Source organism: Lachnospiraceae bacterium KGMB03038, from assembly GCA_007361935.1.
Lineage (GTDB): Bacteria > Bacillota > Clostridia > Lachnospirales > Lachnospiraceae > Massilistercora.
In genome coordinates, this window is the sequence record CP041667.1 from 1,126,225 (window position 1) to 1,149,031 (window position 22,807).

Below are 22,807 nucleotides of genomic sequence, written 5' to 3' on the forward strand. Positions count from 1 at the left end.
TTATATAGGATAATATGCAAAGGAGTGGCTGAATATGAAATTGATCGACATGCATTGTGATACTTTGTGGAAGATGATGGACCTTGATAAAGAGGGAAATCTGATGGAGAATCAATGCAGTATCAATATCCCCGGTATGAAGAAAGCCGGTACGCTGGCCCAGTTTTTTGCATGCTTCACATATTTAGAGGATTACAAGGCAAAGGGAGCGTATGAGAAAGGGTACGCGCGCATCCTGGAGATGATCCGTTTTCTGGATCAGCAGATCAACGCGTTTCCTGATGAAATCGCCCGCGCGTGCTCCAGGAAGGAGATCCTCAGGAATGAATCAGAAGGAAAGATTTCTGCTCTTCTTGGGGTGGAGGACGGCGGCGTGCTCAATGGGAAGATGGAAAGGCTGGAGGAATTGTATCGGAAAGGCGTCCGGCTGGTAACGCTGCTGTGGAATCACGAGAACTGTATCGGGCATCCAAACAGCAGGCGGCCGGGAGAGATGTGGCAGGGATTGAAGCCGTTTGGAATCCAGATGGTAGAGAGAATGAGCGAGCTGAAAATGATCGTAGATGTGTCCCACGCCTCTGATGGGACTGTGCGGGACGTGTTGGAACACGCGAGGGGAGCGGTGATCGCCTCCCATTCTAACTGCCGGGCGGTATGCCCTCATCCAAGGAATCTGACAGATGAGATGATCCGGGCGATCGCAAACAGGGGCGGAATCGCGGGAGTAAATTTCTATGGGCCGTTTCTGGGTACAGAGACGGAATCCAGGATTTCTGAGATCACGCATCATATCCTTCATATGATTGACGTGGGAGGCAGCAGTTTTCCCGCGATCGGCACAGACTTTGACGGGTTTGACGGTATGGAGGTTATGGATATCCCGGAGGTGGGGAGCATGGAACGTCTCTGGGAAGCGCTGAAGAAAAAAGGGATATCAGAGCGGCAGCTGGATATGATCTGGCGGAGAAACGCCCTGCGTGTGATCCCATAAGCGCTGCTGCTGTCTGATATTGCACAGGGAAATTGAAAAAAATAAAATTCCCTCTTTTCTGTATGGAAAAGCTGTGCTATAATAGACAGGTACGCAGATGTAGTTCATCGGTAGAACACCAGCTTCCCAAGCTGGGGAGGCGGGTTCGACTCCCGTCATCTGCTTGGAAAAGCCGGAAGCGTTGCATAGTCAGCGTTTGCGGCTTTTTTGAGTATGATTTTGTTTGCGGGAAGCGTAAAAGCAAAAGCGGCGGGAGGAAAAGTATGAAAATAGTGTTTTTGGACGCGAAAACGATAGGTGATGATATAGACTTATCCGGTTTCGATCGGCTGGGAGAAGTGGTAAAATATGGATTTTCCCGGTCGGAGCAGGTCCCTTGGCGGACGGCGGACGCGGATGTGGTCATCGTCAATAAGGTGGAGGTCAATGAATCCACCATTGGAAACGCGAAGAACTTAAAGCTGGTTTGTGTGACGGCCACCGGAACCAACAATTTAGATAAGGAATACCTGGACAGACGGGGAATCGCCTGGAGGAATGTGGCCGGCTATTCGACTCAGTCGGTGGCACAGCATACCTTTGCCATGCTGTTCTATCTTCTGGAGAAGCTGCGTTATTATGATGATTATGTAAAGGAAGGCCGTTATGTAGATGATACGATCTTTACCCATTTCGCGGAAAGTTTCTATGAATTGAACGGAAAGCGGTGGGGGATCATTGGGCTTGGAAATATTGGAAGAAAGGTAGCAAAGATCGCGGAAACATTCGGAGCGGAAGTGGTATACGCTTCCGCGTCGGGCAGCGCGCCACAGGAGGGCTATCATCAGGTGGATCTGAATACGCTGCTTCGGACTTCGGATATCATTTCCGTCCATGCGCCATTGGATCAGAATACGGAAGATCTGATCGATGCCAGGGCTTTTCAGAAGATGAAGAAAAGCTGTATTTTCCTGAATTTAGGAAGAGGGCCTATTGTGGTGGAAGAAGATCTGGCAGAGGCACTGGAATCAGGTGAGATCCAGGCGGCGGGGCTGGATGTGCTGAGGGAGGAACCTATGAGTCCGGATAATCCGCTTCAAAGGATCCGGGACAGCAGGCGTTTGTTTATCACACCCCATATCGGCTGGGCCAGCATTGAGTCCAGGACAAGGCTTATGGAGATCATCCAGGGACAGATTGAAGAATTCTTCTGTCAGAGATAATGGCTTAGTCCTGTCCGGCGATTTTGAGAAATTCTTCCATTGCTCGGGTCATATACTTGGCTTGCTTGTGGTAGAAGACGATGCTCCGCTTTGTCTGGGGGTTGTCCAGTTTGTAGAAGCAGCATTCATCTACATTGGCAATGTGTCGGATAAGCGTATCTCCAACAAAGGTGATGCCCATGCCGTACCGGCAGATATTGAAAGCGGTCACCTGCTGGTCTAATTTAAGGATCACATTGGGAGAGAACCCTTCCATCTGGCAGATTTTCTCTGCCCGGGAGCGGGTGTCATTGCCGGAACGAAGGAAGATGAAAGGTTCCAAACGGAATTCCCTCAAAGAGACACAAGGGAAGGATGGATCCAGATGCCGTCCCTCCAGGATATCCTTCTGGGTCAGCAGAAACCTGGAGAGCCGCTGGTTAGAAGGGAAAGCTATCGGCACTGACAGCAATAGGGTCTCGTCCGCGAGAAAATGAGGGTGATAGACAGACTCCGGAAACTGGCAGTTGTCGATGACCAAATCTAAAGCCCCCCGGGACAACAGCTCCATAAGCTGAGGAGTGTCCGCTTCTGTGAGATGGATTCTGACTAGAGGGTATTTCCTGGTAAACCGGGCGATCATGGGCGGCAGGATATAGGAGGCGAAAAGGTTGCTGCCTCCGATGGAAAGCTGTCCTGTCTTTAATTCATTTAAGTCATTCAGATAGTTTTCAAATCGGTTCTGGATATCCATGATCTCTTCCACGGATCGGATATAGTGTTCTCCGCATTCGGTCAGCTGGATCGGACTGACGCTGCGGTCGAACAGGGGCGCTCCGATCTTTTCTTCTACTTTTTTGACGGCAGCGCTCAAGGAGGGCTGACTGATATAGAGATTAGCCGCTGCCTTGGAAAAACTGCGTTCTTTGTAAACTTCATAAACGTAATGCATAGAATGGAACATAACCGCGCCATGCCTCCTGTCTTCTCTTATAGCCCCATTATAGCCTTCAGCGCTCGGAAACGCAATAAGCCGGAGGGAGGGGAGAAGGCTTCAAAGAGAATTAAGAATACCTTAAGTTGCCTCTTTTGGAACAGGTATAGTATAATAGAGTTCCGATAAGGAGAGGTCCATATGACAAAAGAAAAGAAGTATTCCAGAAGAAGGCAGCAGGTGAAAAGACAGATCCTTATAATCGTGATTTTAGCGGTTTTGGCAGTGGCAATTCCGGTCATATATACAGTAAGATCTTCTGCGGAAGAACAGAAAACCAGCGGGGCGATAAGCAGTTCAGAAGGAATCAAAGGGACGCTTCAGGAGACAGACAGAGCGCTTCAGGATGAGACGCCCCGGGAACGGCTGGCAAGGGTGAAAAAGACCGCGGTGGAACGGGGATATCCCGCCGGAGTTATAGAACTTCTGGATAAAAACGAAGAGACTATAGAATTCGTAGCGAATTATGAAGAAAAGAAAGACAGTTCCCCTGCTCAGACGATCGGGGACGATTTGATCCAGGGGGAAATTCCAGAGCTGATCCAATGGGATGAGCGGTGGGGATACGCGTCCTATGGAACCAGCATCGTGGCAGTCAGCGGCTGCGGGCCTACCTGCCTTTCCATGGTGGCCAGCGGCCTTACCGGAGATGCGTCCATCACTCCCGCCAGTGTAGCTGCCTATGGGACGGCAAATGGATACGTGGATGAGGAAAATAATACCTACTGGAAGCTGATGAGCGATGGGTGCGCGGCTTGGGGCCTGACATGCTATGAAGGAGAGATTGAAGAAACAGTGGTTGTCAGTCAGCTTCAGGCGGGCCATCCGATCATCTGCAGCGTAGGGCCGGGAGATTTCACGGACAAGGGACATTTTATCGTGCTGGCAGGGTATGAGGATGGAAAGATCAAGGTCAATGATCCCTTTAGCAAAGCAAATACAGAGAACTTATGGGAGTTTGAGCGGCTGGAGGGGCAGATCAAAGCCTTGTGGATCTACTCATTGAAAAGATAAATAGATATATAGCGTTTGTCAATTCTATACAAAAACACAGAAGAAAAATTGGTCAGGATTTTGTTTGATAAATCATTGACAAGCTTAAGAGTACAAATGGTAAAATACGGGGGGGGGGTAAAGAAGGGCGGAATGTTTCTTCAAAAACCTCAACCTAAGTAGAGGGTTTCTCGTGGTTTATCATATTATGTTTTTGTTAGGAAGGTCTTAATGCAAGGAAAGAAACAAAAGTATACGATCGGTGAATTGGCAAGGCTGACAGGGATCAGTATTACCGCTCTGCGTTATTATGACCGGGAGCAGGTTTTGATTCCCGCGATCCGCAATGAAAGCAACGGATACAGGTATTACTCCGTCCACCAGTTAGAGCGGGCGCAGACGATCCGAGATCTGAAGTCTCTGGGATTATCTCTGGAAGAGATCCGGGAGATTTTGAAAAAGAAAAGCCACCGTCAGCTAGAGGAATGTCTGCGAGAGAAAGTAAGGGAGATCGAGGGAGAGATTGAAAACCTGGAGAGTAAGCTTCTATCCGCCCAGAACGCGTATCGGAGAGTGACAAACGGCAGGAGTTTCCTGGATGTGGAGGCGGATACTTCCTTGTTTTCTGTGGAACATTTCTATCCGGTAGAGGTGGCGCCGCTGAAGGAAATGTGGGTTTTGTATACCCGCTATCCCAGCGAAGTGAACGCGGAGAATCTTTTTTCCGACCGGTGTCTGGAACTTCAGCGACTGAGGAGCCAATATAATCTGTATACGATCGGGCCCTATATCGGCATTTTTCATGATGGGTATGAACGGCAGTTCAGTGAAGAAAAGGGAGATTTGGAAGTCTGCCTTCCGGTGATCAAGCCGGACGGTTTCCAGTGTCGGGAACTGCGCCAGTTTGGCGGATTCCTTACAGCAAGCACGATCCACATCGGTCCTTACAGCAAGAGCCGGAAAACCTATCAGTATCTGGAAGAATGGATCGGAGACAATGGGTATGAGATCACAGGACCTCCATTGGAGTATTATCTGATGGATATCAGCAATACCTTCAGCGAGGAGCAGTATTTGACTAAGATTCATTTTCCCGTGAAAAAGCGGGAAAACTTGTAGGAAAAGCAGGAATATAGCACATCTTGAATTTTGAAATTCGACAAAATCCAAGATGTGCTGTTTTTTTTGCTTTTTTTTGGAAAGATAAATAAAATTTTCACACTTTTCTATTGACTTTCCACCTAAGTTCAGAGTTTAAGATGCATATCAGAAAGGCAATGCGCAGATGTCTGAACGAATGAAAAAGAAAGTGAAGGAGGGAAACAAAGACGATGGCTGAGAAAAGCTATGACAGAAGTTATGAGAAAAGGATCGTGGTTCTGTTTTCTCTGACTTGGGGATTCCTGCATCTGAACCGTCTGGCAGTGAACTTTATGATGCCCGCGATCATGGAATCCATTCCTATGACAAACGCCCAGGTAAGCTATATCAGCGGCGCGACAACGGTCGCGTTCGCGATCTCATCGGCGATCATAGGTTACATTTCTGACCGGACTGGACATAAGAAATGGTGGATCGTCCCGCTGACGATCACGGCGGGTGTTTTCGCGGGGTTGTCTTTTGCGGCCAACAGCTATGGGATGCTGATCTTCTTTCGGGCCGCGTTTGGCGTGGCGTTAGGTCCGATCCTGGTTCTGATCTACAATATCATGGAACCGGCATCCACAAAGGAATCTTATGGGAAGAATACAGGGTATGTGAATTCGACCTGTGAATTTATCGTAACCTTATGCGGTCCGATTCTGATGACCCAGCTCTGTACCTGGATGGGCTGGAGGAACTCAACAGCACTGATCTGTATCCTGGTACTCCTGGTAGGCTTTGCCATGATCAAGATCGTGCGGGATACAGGGAAATCCGAATTGCAGCTGGACAGCAGAAAGGGACAGCTTAGACAGGTGCTGAAGAAGAAGAATGTAGTCCTGGCAGGTTTGATCGCGGTCATGGGGCTTGGCGGATACTGGATCATTATGAACTACGCGCCGCTTTACTGGGTTGAGTATGCCGGCCTGGATATTAACGGCATGGGCTTTGTTACAAGCTCTATGGGTGTCCTGGCCATTATCTATGCCTTTGCGGTTCCGAAGATTTCAGATAATATAGGACGAAAACCCGTTCTGGCAGCAGTGTTTGGCGTGGCGATCATTGCCCCGGTGGTAATGGCGGTTATGCCAGAGAGCAAGGCAACAATCGTGGTGTATGCGTTGATTGCCGGACTTCCAATTTCTACGCTGCCGCTGTACTACTCGATCGTGCCTTATGAGTCTGTGCCGGACTCCCTGAAGGCTACGGCCGGAGGTTTCGTCGCAGGCGTGGGTGAAGCGGTAGGAGGCGCGGTTGTTCCGGCAATCTCCGGGAATGTGTGCCCAGATCTTAAGACTATTATCCTCTCTGCGGCAATCGTATTCGCTATCGCGATGGTTCTGTCCATCTGTCTGACAGAAACCAATCCCACAACCTTGAAAAAGCGAGAGGAAAGGGAAGCGCTGCAGGGACATCCGGGGAGAGCAATCTAATAGAAAGAGGAGGAAAGAAATATGAGCCAAAAAACAGTGTTTCCATACATACCGAATTCCGTGCCGGAAATCCAGGAAGAGATGCTCCGGGAAGTGGGCGCCTCGGATGTGATGGATCTATATGAAGAAATTCCTGAGGAGCTGCGGGTCAAAGGCCTGCTGAACCTGCCGGAACCAATCCGGGATGAACTTGGGATCAAGCGGCATATGGAGAAGATCCTTGCGAAAAATAAGAACTGCAATGAGTACGACAATTTCATGGGAGCAGGATGCGCCCAGCACTTTGTGCCGGCTGTATGTGATGAGATCGCCGGAAGAGGCGAACTTCTGACCTGCTACGGGGCGGAGACCTGGGCGGATCATGGGAAATACCAGATCTTCTTCGAGTACCAGAGCATGATGGCAGAACTTTTAGAAATGGACTTTCTGACGGTTCCCTGCCACTGCGGCGGCCAGGCGGTGTCCACCTCTTTTTGTATGGCAAACCGGATCACAGGAAGAAAGAAGATCTTAGTACCTAAGACCATGACGCCTCAGAATCTGCTGATTGCCCAAAATTATGTAAAATCTGCAATCGAAGAAAAAGCGCTGGTGATTGAGGAAGTGGCGTATGACCCGTCTACAGGAGAGATGGATCTTGCTGATCTTGAGTCAAAACTAGACGATACAGTTGCGGCAGTGTTGATCGAGAATCCTAATTATCTGGGTGTGATCGAAAGCCAGGGAGCAAAGATCGGAGAGATGGCCGCAGCGGCTGGAGCGGAATTTATCGTTTATGCGGATCCCATTACTTTGGGCGTAATGGAAGCGCCAGGGAATTATGGGGCGACGATCTGTGTGGGAGACCTCCACGGACTGGGTCTTCATCTGCACTGCGGCGGCGCCCAGGCCGGCTATATCGCCTGTAAGGATGATATGAAATACATGGTTGAGTTCAAAGAACTGGTAGACGGTGTGGTGGAGACGACTGTGCCTGGAGAGGTAGGATATACGGTCGTCCTGATGGAACGGACCCACTACGCGATGCGGGAGAAGGGGAAAGAATTCACAGGAACCCAGAACAATCTGTGGACCGCACCGGTAGCTGTATATCTGGCTTTGATGGGACCAAAAGGGATGGAAGAGATCGGAGATACAATCATGACCAAGAACCAGTACGCTGCACAGCGGTTCTCTCAAATTCCAGGAGTGGCGCTGAAATTTACCGGAACTTTCTTCAAAGAATTTGTCCTGGATTACAGCGGCACCGGGAAGACAGCTGAGGAGATCCGCCAAAGTCTTTTGGAAGAGAAGATCTTCTCCGGAGTCACTTTGACACAAGATTATCCAGAGCTTGGCGAGTGTGCCCTGGTGTGTGTAACAGAGATGGTGACCAAAGAAATGATCGATCATATGGCGGATTCACTTCTCAAAGTGGTGAACGGATAAGGAGGAGGACATTATGCGCAGAGATTATCATACATATCTAAGACGTTTCCACGAGGCAAAGTGGGACGAAGAAATCATTTTTGACTTGAGTGTTCCGGGACAGCGGGGGATTGCGGTGCCAAAACCGGAGGGAGAGATCATAGAAAAAGTTGGAAAAGGAAGCGACAAGATCCCGGCTTCTATGAAACGGAAAAAAACTGCCCAACCTCCCAGAAGTACATCAGATGAGGGTCAACCGCCATTATATGCGGCTGACCCAGGAAGTCTTGGGCGCGGATATCACGCCGGACTTAAGCCAGGGAACCTGCACCATGAAATACAGCCCGAAAGTACAGGAGCATATGGCGGCCAGAAATGAAAATCTGGTGGATGTGCATCCTCTGCAGGACGATTCCACTATCCAGGGAATTCTGGAAATTTATAAGAAAACGGAGGAAATGGTGTGCGAGATTTCCGGTATGGATGCCTTCAACTTTCATCCGGGCGGCGGCGCCGCGGCCTGTTATGAGGGAGCCAGTGTCGTAAGGGCTTATCATAAGGCCAGAGGAGATGAAAAGAGAGACGAGATCATCACAACCATCTTCTCTCATCCCTGTGATGCGGGAGCGCCTGCCACAGCGGGATATAAGGTGATCACTCTGATGCCGGGCGAAGATGGAGTGCCGGAATTGGAAGCATTGAAAGCGGCCCTTTCTGAGAGAACATCGGCCATCTTTATTACCAATCCGGAGGATACAGGAATCTTCAACCCAAGGATCAAAGAGTATGTGGATGCCGCCCACGAAGTGGGAGCGCTCTGCTATTACGACCAGGCTAATGTAAACGGCATTATGGGAATCACCAGAGCCAGAGAAGTGGGATTTGACCTGATCCATTATAACCTCCACAAGACTTTCTCTTCTCCGCACGGCGGCATGGGACCGGGGTGCGGAGCTCTGGGGGTAAGAGAGTTTTTGAAACCGTTCCTGCCGGTTCCGCGGGTAGAGTATGATGGAAGCAAATATTATCTGGATTATGACTGCCCGGAGAGCATCGGGAAGGTAAGGAGCTTCATGGGGAATGTGCATGTAGTCATGAGGACTTATATGTGGATCAAGCAGATGGGAGCCGAGGGGATTCGGGAAGCCGCGATCTGTTCTGTCCTGAATAACCAGTACCTGATGAAGAAGGTCAGCCAGATCCGCGGCGTTCAGGTGTACTATGCGCCCGGCAAGCGACGGATCGAACAGTGCAGGTACAGCTGGAACAAATTGAAAGAAGATACCGGATTTGGAACGGTGGATGTGACAAAAAGGCTGGTAGACTTTGGCATGCAGCACTACTGGCAGTCCCATCATCCCCATATCGTACCGGAGCCGTTTACCTTGGAGCCCACCGAGTCCTACAGCAAGGATGATCTGGATGAATATGTGGCTATTCTGACGGAGATTTCCAGAGAATGTTACGAAGAACCGGAAGTGATCCGGACCGCGCCCCATAACGCGCCGATCCACGCAATCTTACAGGACGAGGTAGATGATTATGACAAGATTGCTGTAACCTGGCGTCAGTGGCAGAAGCGGATCAAAGCGGGGACTATGAAAGACGCATAAGCGATTTGGCGGGGGAACGGTTATGAAACAAATTGGATTCCTGGTCAATCCGGTCGCCGGTATCGGCGGCCGGGTAGGCTTAAAAGGGAGCGACGGAGCAGAGATACAGAAGAAAGCAAGGAGTCTGGGAGCAGTTCCAGAAGCTGCTGTCAGGGCCCTGCACGCTTTGGAGAAAGCCTCTGGGCTGGAAGAGAAGGTGACCTTTCTGACAGCGCCGGGAATCATGGGGGAAGAGGTTCTAAAGAAGACAGCCTTCTCATATCATGTGATTGGGACACTGGCAGACGGAGAGACGACGGCGGAAGATACCATTCGGATCGCAAGAGAGATCCTGGAAGAGGGGGCAGATCTTCTTTTGTTTGCCGGCGGCGACGGAACGGCCAGAAATGTCTGCGAAGCTGTGGAGATGGAACTTCCAGTCATAGGGATCCCGGCCGGAGTCAAGATCCATTCTGCCGTATATGCATACAATGCCGGAAATGCGGGGGAAGCCCTGACATATTTTTGCAATGAGAGTAAAAACCGGTTTGAGGAAGCAGAAGTTATGGATATTGATGAAGAAGCTTTCCGGAACGGAAGGGTACAGGCAAAACTGTATGGTTATATGAAAATCCCGATGCTGCACCGTTATATGCAAAGCGTGAAAAGCGGAGGCTATTCGGAGAAAGACAACACAATGGGAATGGCCGCGGAGGTGGCAGCGGGAATGAAACCGGACGCTTATTATGTGATCGGCCCTGGAACCACGACCCGGCCAGTGATGGAGAAACTGGGCCTGCCCCATACACTGCTGGGAATGGATATTGTAAAAGATGGGGTCTTGATAAAGGCAGATGCAGTGGAAAAAGATATTTATGAATTGACGCAGCAGGGGGAAGTATTCCTGGTGCTGACCGTCATTGGAGGACAGGGGCATCTGTTTGGGAGGGGAAATCAGCAGATCAGTCCGAGAATCTTAAGAACTATCGGTAAAGATCACTGCATCATCCTGGCGACCAAAAGTAAACTTTTGAACATTGGGTCAGGCAGGCTTACGGTAGATACTGGCGATACAGATCTGGATCAGGAACTGGCCGGGTATGTGCGGATTATCACCGGATACCAGGACAGTATGATGTACCGGATCGAGCCCTAAAGGAAAGAGGTGTTGATATGGAAAATTTAGAAAAATATGATCGAAGACTTCCGATGAAAGTAAAGGTAGGTTTCGGAATCGCGAATCTGGGAGATACCATCATCACAGAATTCGTGGGAGCGTTTTTGATCTTCTTTTTGACAAATATTGCCGGGATACGTCCCGCTTTGGCCGGAACGATCGTGTTCATCGGTGTGATCTGGGATGCCATCAGCGATCCGATCATTGGGACGATGTCGGACCGGTGCGGCCTGAAAGCGGGAAGAAGAAGGCCGTTCCTTCTGATCGCGGCAGGGCCGATCGTAGTCTTTACCATGCTGCTGTTTACGGCGGTAGATCTGTCAGCGGGGGCAAAGGCCGCTTACTTTATCATCATGACGATCTTCTACTGGACGGCTTATACATTATTTAACATTCCGTATCTTTCTCTGGGGTCGGAGCTTACCACCAATAACGACGAGAAAACAAGGGCGTCTTCGATCAGACAGGTATTTGGTACGTTTGGGCTTTTATTTGCCAATGCCCTTCCCCTCCTTTTGGTTACGGCTTTTGAAAACCGGGGAATGTCGGAGAAGAGAGCCTGGATGATGGCGGCTCTGACGCTGGGGATCATCGCGGCGGCGGCCATCCTGATCACATGGAGATCCACAAGAGGCTGGGAGATCCGGTATAAACCCCAGGATAAGAGCGCGCCGTTCTTTAAGAACCTTGGAAAAGTGCTGGTCTACAAACCGTATATCCTGATTATCCTGGCCTCCTTCTTATTCTACTTTGCGTTCAATACCTGCAACGCAACAGTGGTGTACAACGCGCTGGTAGTGGTAGGGGCGACGGAAGCTCAGACCTCGATCGTCTATACCACTGGAACGATCGTAGGGATCATATTATCGCTGCTGATCGGAAAACTGGCGGTCAAATACGACAAGAAATGGGTATTTATCGTATTTATGTCCATTGCGGGCGTGGCGCTGTGCCTGTTTAAAGTGATCGGATTTTCCAGTATTGCCATGCAGGCGGTGCAGTTCTCGATGGCTCACTTTGGGATCATCAGTTTCCTGGTGTTAAGCTACAATCTTTTGTATGATACCTGTGAAGTTTACGAGTTTAAGAGCGGAGAGATGCTGACAGGCGTTATGATTTCTTACTTTTCCTTCTTTATCAAATTAGGAAAGGCCACGGCTCTGCAGGTAGTAGGAATTATTCTGGAGATCAACGGTTATAATGCTGAATTGGCCGCGCAGCCGGAAAGCGCGAAAAACGCGGTCGAAAGTATGTCTTCTATTATCCCGGGGATTTTGATGCTGCTGTGCGCCTTTGTGGTCTACTTGTACCCGATTACGAGAGAGCGTTTCCGGGCTATGCAGGAAGCTAAGAAATTAAAAGACGCAGGGGAAGAATACTCAACCGCGGCGTTTGAGAAGATCTTATAAAAGTGTATAATTCCCGTTAACACTGGCGGCAGGAAGATATTTCTTCCTGCCGCTAATAGTTTGTCAATAATAGACAAAATATAGAAAGAAAAATTGTGAACAATTTAAGAAATCAGGGAATTGACATTCCTTTCTTGCTGGAGTATTCTTTCTAAAGGACATATTAGGGACATGTCCCTAAACAAAAAGGAAGGAGATTTACTTTCATGAAGGAGAATGTAAACTACATGGATCTTGCCAACAGTCCGCTGATGTGGCTGGGTGCAGCAATTGCCGTCGGGATCGTAGTATTCCAGTCGGTGCTTTTTTTCAAAAAATCGCTGACAGCAGCGAAAGAGGCGGGGCTTACTAAAGAACAAGTCAATATGGCGATCAAAAGCAGCGCTATTTCATCGATAGGACCATCCGTCGTGATCCTGGTAACCATGATCTCACTGATCGTTTCTATGGGAGCGCCGGTATCCTGGATGCGTCTGTCATTTATTGGTTCCGTCAACTATGAGGCGATGGCGGCCGGATTTGGTGCCCAGGCTATGGGGACAACGCTGGAAAACCTGAATCCTACAGCTTTTGCCTGCGGAGTTTGGGTTATGATCTGCGGGTCCTTGGGCTGGCTGATCTTTACCTTGATCTTTACAGATAAGATGGACAAAGTAAACCATATCATGTCAAAAGGAAATGCTAAGATGGTTCCGATCATCTCAGCGGGAGCTATGCTGGGAGCTTTCGCCAACCTGGCAAGCGGCAATTTCTTCAATGCCGAGGGCGGATTTGAATTTGGAGGCGCTCCGGCCATTGCTACGATCATCGGATGCATCTTAATGATGATACTTACGAAACTGGCGAAAGATAAGAAGATCACCTGGTTGAGAGAGTGGGCATTCGCGATCTCCATGTTTACCGGAATGTTTATCGGGTATATCTGGAGCCTGCAGGGTTAATCATATCTGAGGATAGAAATAGGAGGAAGAAAAATGAACAGTCAGTATTATTCAACCACATATATGCCCAGCATCATCAAATGGGGCAAGATCACGATGCTGCTTGGGATTGTCACCTGTTTTCTCCCGGCTATCGTTATATCTGTTATCTATGGGTATATGCCGCCGGTTTCAGCTATCATTGCCGGAACGATCTCCCAGATCAGCGTCAGCGGAGCGTTTTACATTGTAGAGCCGATTTCTTATTTCCCAATTCTCGGAATCCCAGGTACTTACCTGACGTTCCTTTCCGGAAATACGTCCAATATGCGTGTGCCATGTTCTTCTGTTGCTCAGGAAGCGGCAGAAGTAGAGATGGGAACAGAGAAAGGGTCCATCATCTCTACTATTGGTATCGCTGTTTCGATCATTGTGAATATCGCGATCCTGACCATCGGAGCTGTTGGCGGAAATGTGATCATCAACGCAATGCCGGAAGGATTGAAAGGAGCGCTTAATTTCCTTCTGCCTGCCCTCTACGGAGCGGTATTCGGACAGTTCGCGATCTCCAGGCCTAAGCTTGCGGGAGTGGCAGTGATCATCGCGTTTGGCATGAACTGGCTTCTGCAGAACGGCTTCCTGTCTTTCCTGCCGGGGACCCCGTCCTATGCTGTGATTCTGGTGGCTGTATTTGGTTCCATTTTTGCGGGACGCATGATCTACAGGAAAGAACTTGCGGACGGTCCAGAGGAGAAGGAGGAATAATTCCATGGTATCAAAAGAGAGGCTTACCGAACGTTTCCTGGAGATGATCCGGGTCTACAGTCCATCCAAGGGGGAAAAAGAGATGGCGGACTGGATCGAGAAGTATCTGGCAGAGAGGGGTATTTCCTTTCAGTCAGACCGGGCAGGAGAAGCCTATGGAGGAAACGGGCGGAATATTGTTGCATACATTCCGGGAACGAAGAAGGGGATTCCGCTTGGATTTGCGGCGCACATGGATCAGATCGAGCCTTGCAGAGACGTAAAGGCTATCCAGGAAGGGGACATTATCCGCACAGACGGAACGACTACCCTTGGCGGAGATGACAAGTCCGGGATCACAGCAATCTTAGAAGCTGTGGAAGACATTCTGGAAACGGGCGCCGAGCATAGGGATATTTATCTGGTATTTACCGCATCGGAAGAAATCAGTATGATGGGGACGAAACATATGGATCTTAGTATCCTTCCCTGTAAAGACCTTGTGATCGCGGACGCTACAGGAGATACTGGAGTGATCGCCTATAAGGCGCCCGGCATGGAGGCGATCCGCATCGTCTTCCACGGGAAAAAAGCTCATGCTGGGATCGAGCCGGAGAAAGGCATCAATGCTATTAAAGTAGCCGCGGAGGCGATCGGAAACATGCATATCGGCAGGATCGATCAGGAGACAACGTCTAACATCGGTAAGATCGAAGGCGGTTCGGCTACGAATATTGTGACAGATGAGGTGGCCCTTACCGCGGAGATCCGGTCTCATAGTATGGACAAACTGGCGGCGGAAGTGGCTCATATGGAGAAATGCTGTGAGGATGCGGCGAAGATGTATGGCGCCTCTTGTGAATTTATCCATGAGCCGGCTTACCCGACACTGTCCCTGGATCTGGAGTGTGACCTGGTAAAAGAGACGGTCAAGGCCATGGAAGCGGAAGAGATCAAGCCGGATCTGATGGTGATCGGCGGGGGAAGCGATGCCAATGTACTGGCCGGCCATGGATACCGCAGTGTGATCCTGGGGCTTGGTATGAGAGATGTCCACACAGTAGAAGAATCCCTGGATATCAATGAAGTGTGGAAAGCGGCAAAAGTAATGCGCAGAATGATGGACGGAGAATAGGAGCGGATGCCGAAGATGGAATTGCGGGAATTGAAACAAAAATGTCTGGATGCGATCGAGGCGAATCAAGAGAAGATCATTAACCTGGGGCGGGAGATCTACAAAACTCCAGAACTTGGATACAAAGAATTCCAGACCCAGAAGAAAGTGGAGGAAGCATTTGAACAGGCCGGGTTCGAGGTGGAGAAAAACCTGGCGTACACTGGCTGCCGCGCGACATTGGGGAAAAAGGACGGCCCTAAGGCAGGAGTGATCGGAGAATTAGACTGTATTATGTGCGCGGATCATCCAGACAGCCAGAATGGAGGAAACGTCCACGCCTGCGGCCATAACGTACAGATCGCAAACCTCTATGGCTGCGCGCTTGGGCTAAAGGAGTCCGGAGCCCTGGAGGAACTGGGGGGCAGCGTGGATTTCCTGGCAGTGCCGGCGGAGGAATGTGTGGATTATGATTACCGGAACAACCTGATCCGTCAGGGAGAGATTCGATTTTTCGGAGGAAAACAGGAGCTTGTAAGACGCGGAAAACTAGATGATACCGATCTTTTCCTGCAGTGCCATATGATGGAGATGCCGGAAGGAAAGCGGTGTACTGTTGATACGGACTGCAACGGCTTTATGACAAAGACGGTTCGTTTTATAGGAAGAGCGGCCCATGCGGGATTCGCTCCTCATGAAGGGATCAACGCCCTTGGTATGGCGCAGCTTGCTCTGAATAATATCAATGCCGTCCGGGAAACCTTTCGGGATGAAGATAAGGTAAGAGTCAGCGCCGTACTCACAGAAGGAGGGGAGCTGGTAAACGTGGTGCCCTCCGTGGCCGGTATGCAGATCATGGTCCGGGCATTTACTGTGGAAGCGATCTTAGACGCATCGGCGAAGGTAGACCGGGCGTTAAAAGCGGGAGCTTTGGCGCTGGGAGGAAGTGTGGAGATCCAGAACCGGATGGGATATCTGCCCATGCAGACAGACAGGAACCTGTCGGCGCTGTATCGGAAGAATATGATCCAGTATGGCGGCGCGAAGGAGGATTCCTTTGTGGAAGAATATAAGACAGCCGGGTCCACAGACCTGGGGGATCTCTCCCAGATGAAGCCGTGTATGCATATCTGGACGGAAGGGATCACCGGAGGGCTTCATTCGAAGGATTACCGAATGGGAGATCCGGTGAAAGCTTATCTGCAGCCAGCTAAGATGCTGGCGCTCACCCTGATCGATCTGCTGTATGGAGATGCGAAGGAGGCGAAAAGGGTAATAGAAGAATACCGGCCAGTATATACCAAAGCAGAATACTTGCGGCTTTTAGAGGATAATTCCAGGGTTGAAATCTTTGATGGAACCGGCGTATAATATCTATAGAGCAGCGGCGCGCAAAAAAGCGCGCCGTTTCTTTCTATCTATAATAATAGAGAAAGATTCCGTTGGATCGTTCGCGGATGAAAAGGATAGTTGGTGAGAAACATGAGAATTGGAATCATTGGGCCGGATTCTTCCTGCCAGATCATCGAAAAATATATCAGACAGCTGGATGCCGGGGTAGAGGTTAAGTGTTATCCCAAGGAGCAGGTAAATGCCTGCGCTTCTGTGACGGAAACTTGTATGGAAGAGTGCGATGCGATCTTGTTCTCCGGCTGCGCGGTGGAAAGCTTTGTGACAGAGGAAATAGAGATTAAAAAGCCCTATACTTCCGTGGAAAAATCAATCATCAGCGTAGCCGGCGCTTTCCTGGAAATGCAGAAAAAAGGGATGGAGTTAGATGCGTTCAGCATCGATGTGGTGGAAAACCGTATGATCGAAGATCTTCTGGATGCGTTCCATATACTTGCCAGAAACATTTATTCCAGTTCCTTCCAGCCGGGAGTGGATGAAGAAGAATATATCAAATGGCATAAGGATCTTCAGGATGAAGGAAGGACGAATGTGGCGCTCACCGCGTTTGCCTGGGTTTACTCCAAACTCAAAGAAGAAGGATACAACGTGATCTATCTTGGCCCTACCAGACTGATGGTCCGGTACGCTCTGGAGAAGCTGCAGAATGAATATGCTCTGAGCCGGGCGGAGTATTCCCGGATCTCGGTAGCGATCCTGCAGCTTACGAATCTGGAGCAGCAGGAAGAAAATTATTACAGAAATATGCTGGAAAAAACAGAAGTGGAAAAGAAGATCATACAGTATGTGAAATCCGTCCAGGGCGCTGTTTTTGAGTTTGGAAGAAAAGAGTATGTGATCTTCGCCAGCGCCGGACTTTTAGGAGAAAAGAAGCATCAGAATAAGCTCCTTAAGCTGCAGCAGGATGTGAAGGCGAACGGCATCCAGATGAATGCCGGGATCGGGATGGGGAACACGGCGTACCGAGCTGAGATGAACGCCCGCGACGCCCTTGCCTACTCTTTGAAGAGAAACTGTCAGGAGATCTACTGCATCAATGACGAGCATATGATCGAAGGGCCTTTTGGGCTGGACCAGCAGCTGCAGTACGAGCTGATCTCCTCCGATCCCAAGATCCAGGAGATCGCGGCAAGGACCGGACTGAGCGCCAGGTCTGTGTTAAAGATCATCGCCATCGCCGACGCAAGGCAGAGTTATGTATTCGATGCCCATGAACTTGCGGACTGCCTGGAAGTTACGGTTCGCAGCGCAAGAAGGATCATGAATAAGATCATGGATGCGGGGCTTGGGAAGGTCTACGCAAAGGAGATCACACCATCGGGGGGACGGCCCAAAACACTGATCGAGATCCTGTTTTAAGGCGGATCGATAAAATTAAGGGAGGACGGCTATTTTCTATTTAAACCTAGTCTTTTCATTGCTTCTTAAAAAATTCGATCTTAGCTTTTAGCTGTTCGTTTTCGGTTTCGATGACTTTTTTGTCTGTAGTAATTTCTTTTACTTTCTCAGTCAAAGTTTCGACAGTCTGAAGAGTTTGCTGGTAGTCATAGTAGAAACTTGGAAAATATTTTTGCAGAGTTAAGGCCTCTATTTGTTTGTAGGTATCGGAGGAAGGGACAATGCGTCCTTTATGCTGGTATAAGATGCGGTTGACACTGACTGTTCGTATGTCGTTTAGCTTTAAGACTGAATCGTGTGAAATAAAGGAGAATTCATTTCTTTTCAAAAGGAACAGATTGCTTTTTGATTTTGGATAATCTAGAGGATGATAGATGTCTGGATGCTTGAGTGAATCATAGGAAAATATTGGGAGAACATAGAGAAGTTTCTGTTTGACTCCGATCACAAGTCCACGGTGTTCATAAGACATTTCTGGAGTATAGTTTTTACCAAATTCAAATTGGTATATTTCCCCCTTTTTCACGGGTCTTTGGCGGAAGAGTTTCCCCCTATTGTTTATCCATCGAAAATCTGATTTTGAAAAGCGGTCAAGTTCATCAGTGCTAAAACCATTCCTAATGATGGCCTCATTTGTTTTGGATTGGGCTTTAAGATATTCGTTCAATGAAATTTTCTCCGTGGGATTTTTTAAGAAAAAGGTACGGCGCTAACCGTACCTTGCTCTGGATAGCCAGAGTGACCTTGTCGGTCAAATTATCCTTTCATAGATAGCCTTGTCGGCCAAAAAACACTTTTTCAAGTGCGAAAGAACTCGATCAGAGGATATATCTCTCCTTATCTATATTATATATAATTCTGTAGAAAAATCCAGAGATTTTTTGATTTCCTTTTTTGCCTCAGATAAAAATTTAGAGGCTTTACTAGAATATAGAGGAACAGCAGCGCAAAAGTAAAAATAAATTAGCACTCACCTCTTGACAGTGCTGACAGCCTGTGATATTGTTATAGTGTTGATAGAACAAATATGTAAGCAACTCTCTCTGAGAAGGAGGACAACACTATGAATATAAATAAATTTACGCAGAAATCACTGCAGGCCGTCCAGGACTGTGAGAAGGCGGCCATGGAGTACGGCAACCAGGAAATTGAACAGGAGCATTTGTTTTATGCGCTACTGACCCAGGACGACAGTCTGATCCTGAAGCTGATGGAGAAGATGGGGATCGACAAAAACCTGATCTTGAACAGGGCGGAAGAGGCCCTGCGGAAACGGACGAAAGTCCAGGGCGGAAGGCAGTATGTAGGCCAGGACCTGAATAACGCTTTGGTCCATGCGGAAGATGAGGCAAAGCAGATGGGAGACGAGTATGTGTCGGTAGAGCATCTGTTTCTGGCTCTGATCAAGTATGCCAATAAGGAGATGAAAGCCATCTTCCGGGAGATGGGCATCGACCGGAATGGATTCCTCCAGGCGCTTTCCACCGTCCGGGGAAACCAGCGGGTGACCAGTGATAACCCGGAAGAGACCTATGACACGCTCAACAAATATGGCTCTGACCTGGTGGAGCGGGCCAGAGAACAAAAATTAGACCCAGTCATTGGCCGGGACGGCGAGATCCGAAATATCATCCGGATCTTGTCGCGGAAGACTAAGAATAACCCGGTGCTCATCGGCGAACCCGGCGTTGGAAAGACGGCAGTGGTGGAAGGACTGGCTCAGCGGATCGTCCGAGGCGATGTGCCGGAAGGACTGAAAGACAAGACGATATTCTCCCTGGATATGGGAGCGCTGGTAGCTGGGGCCAAATACAGAGGGGAGTTTGAGGAACGGCTGAAAGCGGTCCTGGAAGAAGTGAAAAATAGTGACGGCAGGATCATCCTGTTTATCGATGAACTTCATACGATCGTTGGAGCAGGAAAGACCGATGGCGCTATGGATGCGGGAAACATGCTGAAACCTATGCTGGCCAGGGGCGAACTGCACTGTATCGGCGCTACCACTCTGGACGAGTACCGCCAGTATATTGAGAAGGATGCGGCTCTGGAGCGGAGATTCCAGCCTGTTATGGTAGACGAACCAACGGTGGAGGATGCCATTTCGATCCTGCGTGGCTTGAAGGAACGGTATGAGGTATTCCACGGAGTTAAGATCACCGATGGCGCGCTGGTGGCGGCGGCAACGCTGTCTGACCGGTATATTTCCGACCGGTTTCTGCCGGATAAGGCCATCGACTTGGTGGATGAGGCCTGCGCTCTGATCAAGACGGAACTGGATTCCATGCCGACAGAACTGGATGAATTGCAGCGGAAGATCATGCAGCTTGAGATTGAAGAGGCGGCTTTGAAAAAAGAGGAAGACCGGCTGAGCAAAGACCGTTTGGCCCATCTGCAGCAGGAGCTGGCAGAACTGCGGGAAGAATTTGCCAGCAGGAAAGCCCAGTGGGACAATGAGAAAGTAGGCGTTGAGCGGGTACAGAAGCTTAGGGAAGAGATGGAACAAGTAAATAAAGAGATCGAGAAGGCGCAGCAGTCCTACGATCTGGAGAAAGCCGCCCAGTTACAGTATGGAAGACTTCCAGAGCTGCAGAGACAGTTGGAGGCGGAAGAGGCAAAGGTCAAAGACGAAGACCGCTCGCTGGTCCATGAGAGTGTGACGGATGAAGAAATCGCCAGGATCGTGTCCCGGTGGACGGGAATCCCGGTAGCGAAACTGAACGAGAGTGAGCGGAACAAGACGCTGCATCTGGCGGACGAACTGCACAAACGGGTCATCGGTCAGGATGAGGGAGTAGAATTGGTGACAGAGGCTATCATCCGCTCCAAGGCCGGGATCAAAGATCCGACCAAACCCATCGGTTCCTTCTTGTTCTTAGGGCCTACCGGCGTGGGTAAGACGGAGCTGGCCAAAGCGCTGGCGGAAAGTCTGTTTGATGACGAGAATAATATGGTACGGATCGATATGAGTGAGTACATGGAGAAATATTCCGTGTCACGGCTGATCGGGGCGCCTCCGGGATATGTGGGATACGATGAGGGCGGCCAGCTGACCGAGGCGGTAAGGAGAAAGCCCTATTCCGTTGTGCTGTTTGACGAGATCGAGAAGGCCCATCCAGACGTATTCAACGTGCTGCTGCAGGTGCTGGACGACGGCCGGATCACAGATTCCCAGGGACGGACGGTGGATTTTAAGAATACCATCTTGATCATGACTTCCAATATCGGTTCCGCGTATCTGCTGGATGGAATCCAGGAAGATGGAACCATCCTGCCGGAACGTCAGGAGGCTGTCATGGAAGAATTGAGAGCCCACTTCCGGCCGGAATTCCTGAACCGGCTGGACGAGACGATCATGTTTAAGCCATTGACGAAAGACAATATTTATGACATTATTGACTTGTTGATCGCGGATGTGAATCGGCGTCTCGCAGACAAGGAAATCTCTATCACATTGACGCCGGAGGCGAAAAATCAAGTGGTAGAGGGAGGATACGACCCCACCTATGGGGCGCGGCCGCTGAAGCGTTACCTGCAGAAGAATGTGGAGACACTGGCGGCAAAACTTATGCTGAAAGGCGATATCGGCGCAGGCGAGACGATCCTCATTGATGCGCAGAATGGGAAATTAACCGCAAGGAGTCAGTAGTCGTGGCTATCATCTTTCATATTGATGTGAATTCTGCCTATTTAAGCTGGACGGCAGTGGAACAACTAAAACATGGAGCTAAGACGGATTTGAGAGAAATCCCTTCGATCATCGGAGGAAACCAGAAGACCCGCCACGGTGTGGTGCTGGCAAAGTCTGTCCCGGCTAAGAAATATGGCATTCGCACTGGGGAACCGGTGGCGAATGCCTTTCGTAAATGCCCAAATCTTGTGATGGAGCCGCCGGACCACGCTCTTTACCGGAAGTACAGCAAAGCGCTGATGGAGTTTTTGAGTACCTATACCACCAGGATCGAGCAGGTCAGCGTGGATGAATGTTATATGGATTTTACCGAGATCGCTTCCCGGTTTGCCTCTCCGGTGGCCGGCGCCCTTAAGATCAAGAACGAAATCCAGCGGAGGTTTGGATTTACGGTCAATATTGGGATCTCTTCCAATAAACTGCTGGCGAAAATGGCCTCGGATTTTGAGAAGCCCAACAAAGTACATACCTTGTTCCCGGAAGAGATCCAGGAGAAAATGTGGCCCCTTCCCATCCGGGACTTATATATGGCCGGGGCTTCCAGTACAAGTACGCTGGAGAAGCTGGAGATCCGAACCATCGGAGATCTGGCCTGTATAGATCCAAAGCTGATAGAACTCCATCTTAAGAGCCATGGGCGCAAGCTGTGGGAATTTGCTAATGGGATCGATGACTCGGCGGTAGAATCGGAACCCGCGGAAGCAAAGGGAATTGGAAACTCCGTCACCCTTCCCAAAGATGCGGCGACAGAAGAAGAAGCCGGAAAGATCCTTTTGGATCTGGCAAAAAGTGTGGGAGGACGGCTTCGGAAAGCAGGATATAAGGCGGGAATGATCAGTGTGGAGATCAAATACCATGATTTTCGGACCTGTTCCCACCAAAAACAGCTTGCGAGATCTTCCAATCGGGATAAGGAGCTCCACCAGACGGCTATGGAACTGTTCCGGGAACTGTGGAATGGGGAGCCGGTACGCCTTCTGGGGATCCGCACTTCCAAGCTCTCAGAAGAAGGAGAGCCGGAGCAGATGAACCTCTTTGATTTCCAGGCGGACCAGGAGGAAGAAAAAAAGCGGGAAATGGAGGAACAAAAGCGGCAGAAACTGGATCAGGCATTGAGTAAGATCCGGCGGAAATACGGGGAAAATGTCATACGAAAGGGGCGCCTTCCAGAGGAAGAAAAAAAGCCGGATCATTAGTTGAAATCTGGAGATCA

General features: G+C 49.6%; 17 protein-coding genes, 1 tRNA gene and 1 pseudogene. 17 read left to right on the top strand and 2 right to left on the bottom strand.

The genetic code is table 11. The annotated features are described in order from the left end of the window. Positions 1 to 34: 34 nt before the first annotated feature. The 3 genes from FND36_05420 to FND36_05430 all read left to right on the top strand — a co-directional run bounded on the left by FND36_05420 (position 35) and on the right by FND36_05430 (position 2,193). Complete coding sequence (locus tag FND36_05420; GenBank protein ID QDW73529.1) at positions 35 to 991, top strand: membrane dipeptidase; 957 nt, start codon at positions 35 to 37, stop codon at positions 989 to 991. 93 nt (positions 992 to 1,084) lie between these two features. Beyond that, positions 1,085 to 1,155, top strand: a tRNA-Gly gene (locus FND36_05425). Between the two features lie 99 nt (positions 1,156 to 1,254). Then, the gene (locus tag FND36_05430) at positions 1,255 to 2,193 is read left to right on the top strand and encodes a D-2-hydroxyacid dehydrogenase (GenBank protein QDW73530.1); all 939 of its coding nucleotides are present in this window, start codon (positions 1,255 to 1,257) and stop codon (positions 2,191 to 2,193) included. Positions 2,194 to 2,197: 4 nt separating this feature from the next. On the opposite strand, the gene FND36_05435 is transcribed toward FND36_05430, so the two are convergent. After that, the gene (locus tag FND36_05435) at positions 2,198 to 3,136 is read right to left on the bottom strand and encodes a LysR family transcriptional regulator (protein ID QDW73531.1); all 939 of its coding nucleotides are present in this window, start codon (positions 3,134 to 3,136) and stop codon (positions 2,198 to 2,200) included. 171 nt (positions 3,137 to 3,307) lie between these two features. On the opposite strand from FND36_05435, the gene FND36_05440 reads away from it, so the two are divergent. The 12 genes and pseudogenes from FND36_05440 to FND36_05495 all read left to right on the top strand — a co-directional run bounded on the left by FND36_05440 (position 3,308) and on the right by FND36_05495 (position 17,867). Then, positions 3,308 to 4,180, top strand: a complete 873-nt coding sequence (locus tag FND36_05440; protein ID QDW73532.1) for a hypothetical protein — start codon at positions 3,308 to 3,310, stop codon at positions 4,178 to 4,180. A 210-nt stretch (positions 4,181 to 4,390) separates the two neighbouring features. Then, on the top strand, positions 4,391 to 5,278 hold the full coding sequence (locus tag FND36_05445; GenBank protein ID QDW73533.1) for a MerR family transcriptional regulator: 888 nt from the start codon (positions 4,391 to 4,393) through the stop codon (positions 5,276 to 5,278). 212 nt (positions 5,279 to 5,490) lie between these two features. After that, positions 5,491 to 6,735 (top strand): MFS transporter, encoded by a 1,245-nt coding sequence (locus FND36_05450; protein ID QDW73534.1) that lies wholly within the window; start codon positions 5,491 to 5,493, stop codon positions 6,733 to 6,735. Positions 6,736 to 6,756: 21 nt separating this feature from the next. Then, complete coding sequence (locus FND36_05455) at positions 6,757 to 8,163, top strand: aminomethyl-transferring glycine dehydrogenase subunit GcvPA (protein QDW73535.1); 1,407 nt, start codon at positions 6,757 to 6,759, stop codon at positions 8,161 to 8,163. A gap of 13 nt (positions 8,164 to 8,176) precedes the next feature. After that, positions 8,177 to 9,755, top strand: a pseudogene (locus FND36_05460) (glycine dehydrogenase subunit 2). Positions 9,756 to 9,777: 22 nt separating this feature from the next. Continuing rightward, complete coding sequence (locus FND36_05465) at positions 9,778 to 10,890, top strand: ATP-NAD kinase (protein QDW73536.1); 1,113 nt, start codon at positions 9,778 to 9,780, stop codon at positions 10,888 to 10,890. 17 nt (positions 10,891 to 10,907) lie between these two features. Beyond that, positions 10,908 to 12,320, top strand: a complete 1,413-nt coding sequence (locus FND36_05470) for an MFS transporter (protein ID QDW73537.1) — start codon at positions 10,908 to 10,910, stop codon at positions 12,318 to 12,320. Positions 12,321 to 12,526: 206 nt separating this feature from the next. Further along, complete coding sequence (locus tag FND36_05475) at positions 12,527 to 13,261, top strand: DUF5058 family protein (GenBank protein ID QDW73538.1); 735 nt, start codon at positions 12,527 to 12,529, stop codon at positions 13,259 to 13,261. 33 nt (positions 13,262 to 13,294) lie between these two features. Continuing rightward, a complete protein-coding gene (locus FND36_05480; GenBank protein ID QDW73539.1) occupies positions 13,295 to 14,005 on the top strand; it encodes a hypothetical protein in 711 nt (236 codons plus the stop codon). A gap of 4 nt (positions 14,006 to 14,009) precedes the next feature. Continuing rightward, positions 14,010 to 15,119 (top strand): M20/M25/M40 family metallo-hydrolase, encoded by a 1,110-nt coding sequence (locus FND36_05485; GenBank protein ID QDW73540.1) that lies wholly within the window; start codon positions 14,010 to 14,012, stop codon positions 15,117 to 15,119. Positions 15,120 to 15,134: 15 nt separating this feature from the next. Continuing rightward, positions 15,135 to 16,469 carry an amidohydrolase gene (locus tag FND36_05490; GenBank protein QDW75543.1) on the top strand — a complete coding sequence of 445 codons (1,335 nt, stop codon included), beginning with the start codon at positions 15,135 to 15,137 and terminating at the stop codon, positions 16,467 to 16,469. A gap of 111 nt (positions 16,470 to 16,580) precedes the next feature. Further along, on the top strand, positions 16,581 to 17,867 hold the full coding sequence (locus FND36_05495) for a hypothetical protein (GenBank protein QDW73541.1): 1,287 nt from the start codon (positions 16,581 to 16,583) through the stop codon (positions 17,865 to 17,867). A 55-nt stretch (positions 17,868 to 17,922) separates the two neighbouring features. On the opposite strand, the gene FND36_05500 is transcribed toward FND36_05495, so the two are convergent. Beyond that, complete coding sequence (locus FND36_05500) at positions 17,923 to 18,579, bottom strand: type II toxin-antitoxin system PemK/MazF family toxin (GenBank protein QDW73542.1); 657 nt, start codon at positions 18,577 to 18,579, stop codon at positions 17,923 to 17,925. A gap of 390 nt (positions 18,580 to 18,969) precedes the next feature. On the opposite strand from FND36_05500, the gene clpB reads away from it, so the two are divergent. Beyond that, entirely contained in the window at positions 18,970 to 21,552 is a 2,583-nt protein-coding gene (gene clpB, locus FND36_05505) for an ATP-dependent chaperone ClpB (protein QDW73543.1), read from the top strand. Positions 21,553 to 21,554: 2 nt separating this feature from the next. Further along, positions 21,555 to 22,790 (top strand): DNA polymerase IV, encoded by a 1,236-nt coding sequence (locus FND36_05510; protein ID QDW73544.1) that lies wholly within the window; start codon positions 21,555 to 21,557, stop codon positions 22,788 to 22,790. The last annotated feature ends 17 nt before the right edge of the window (positions 22,791 to 22,807 follow it).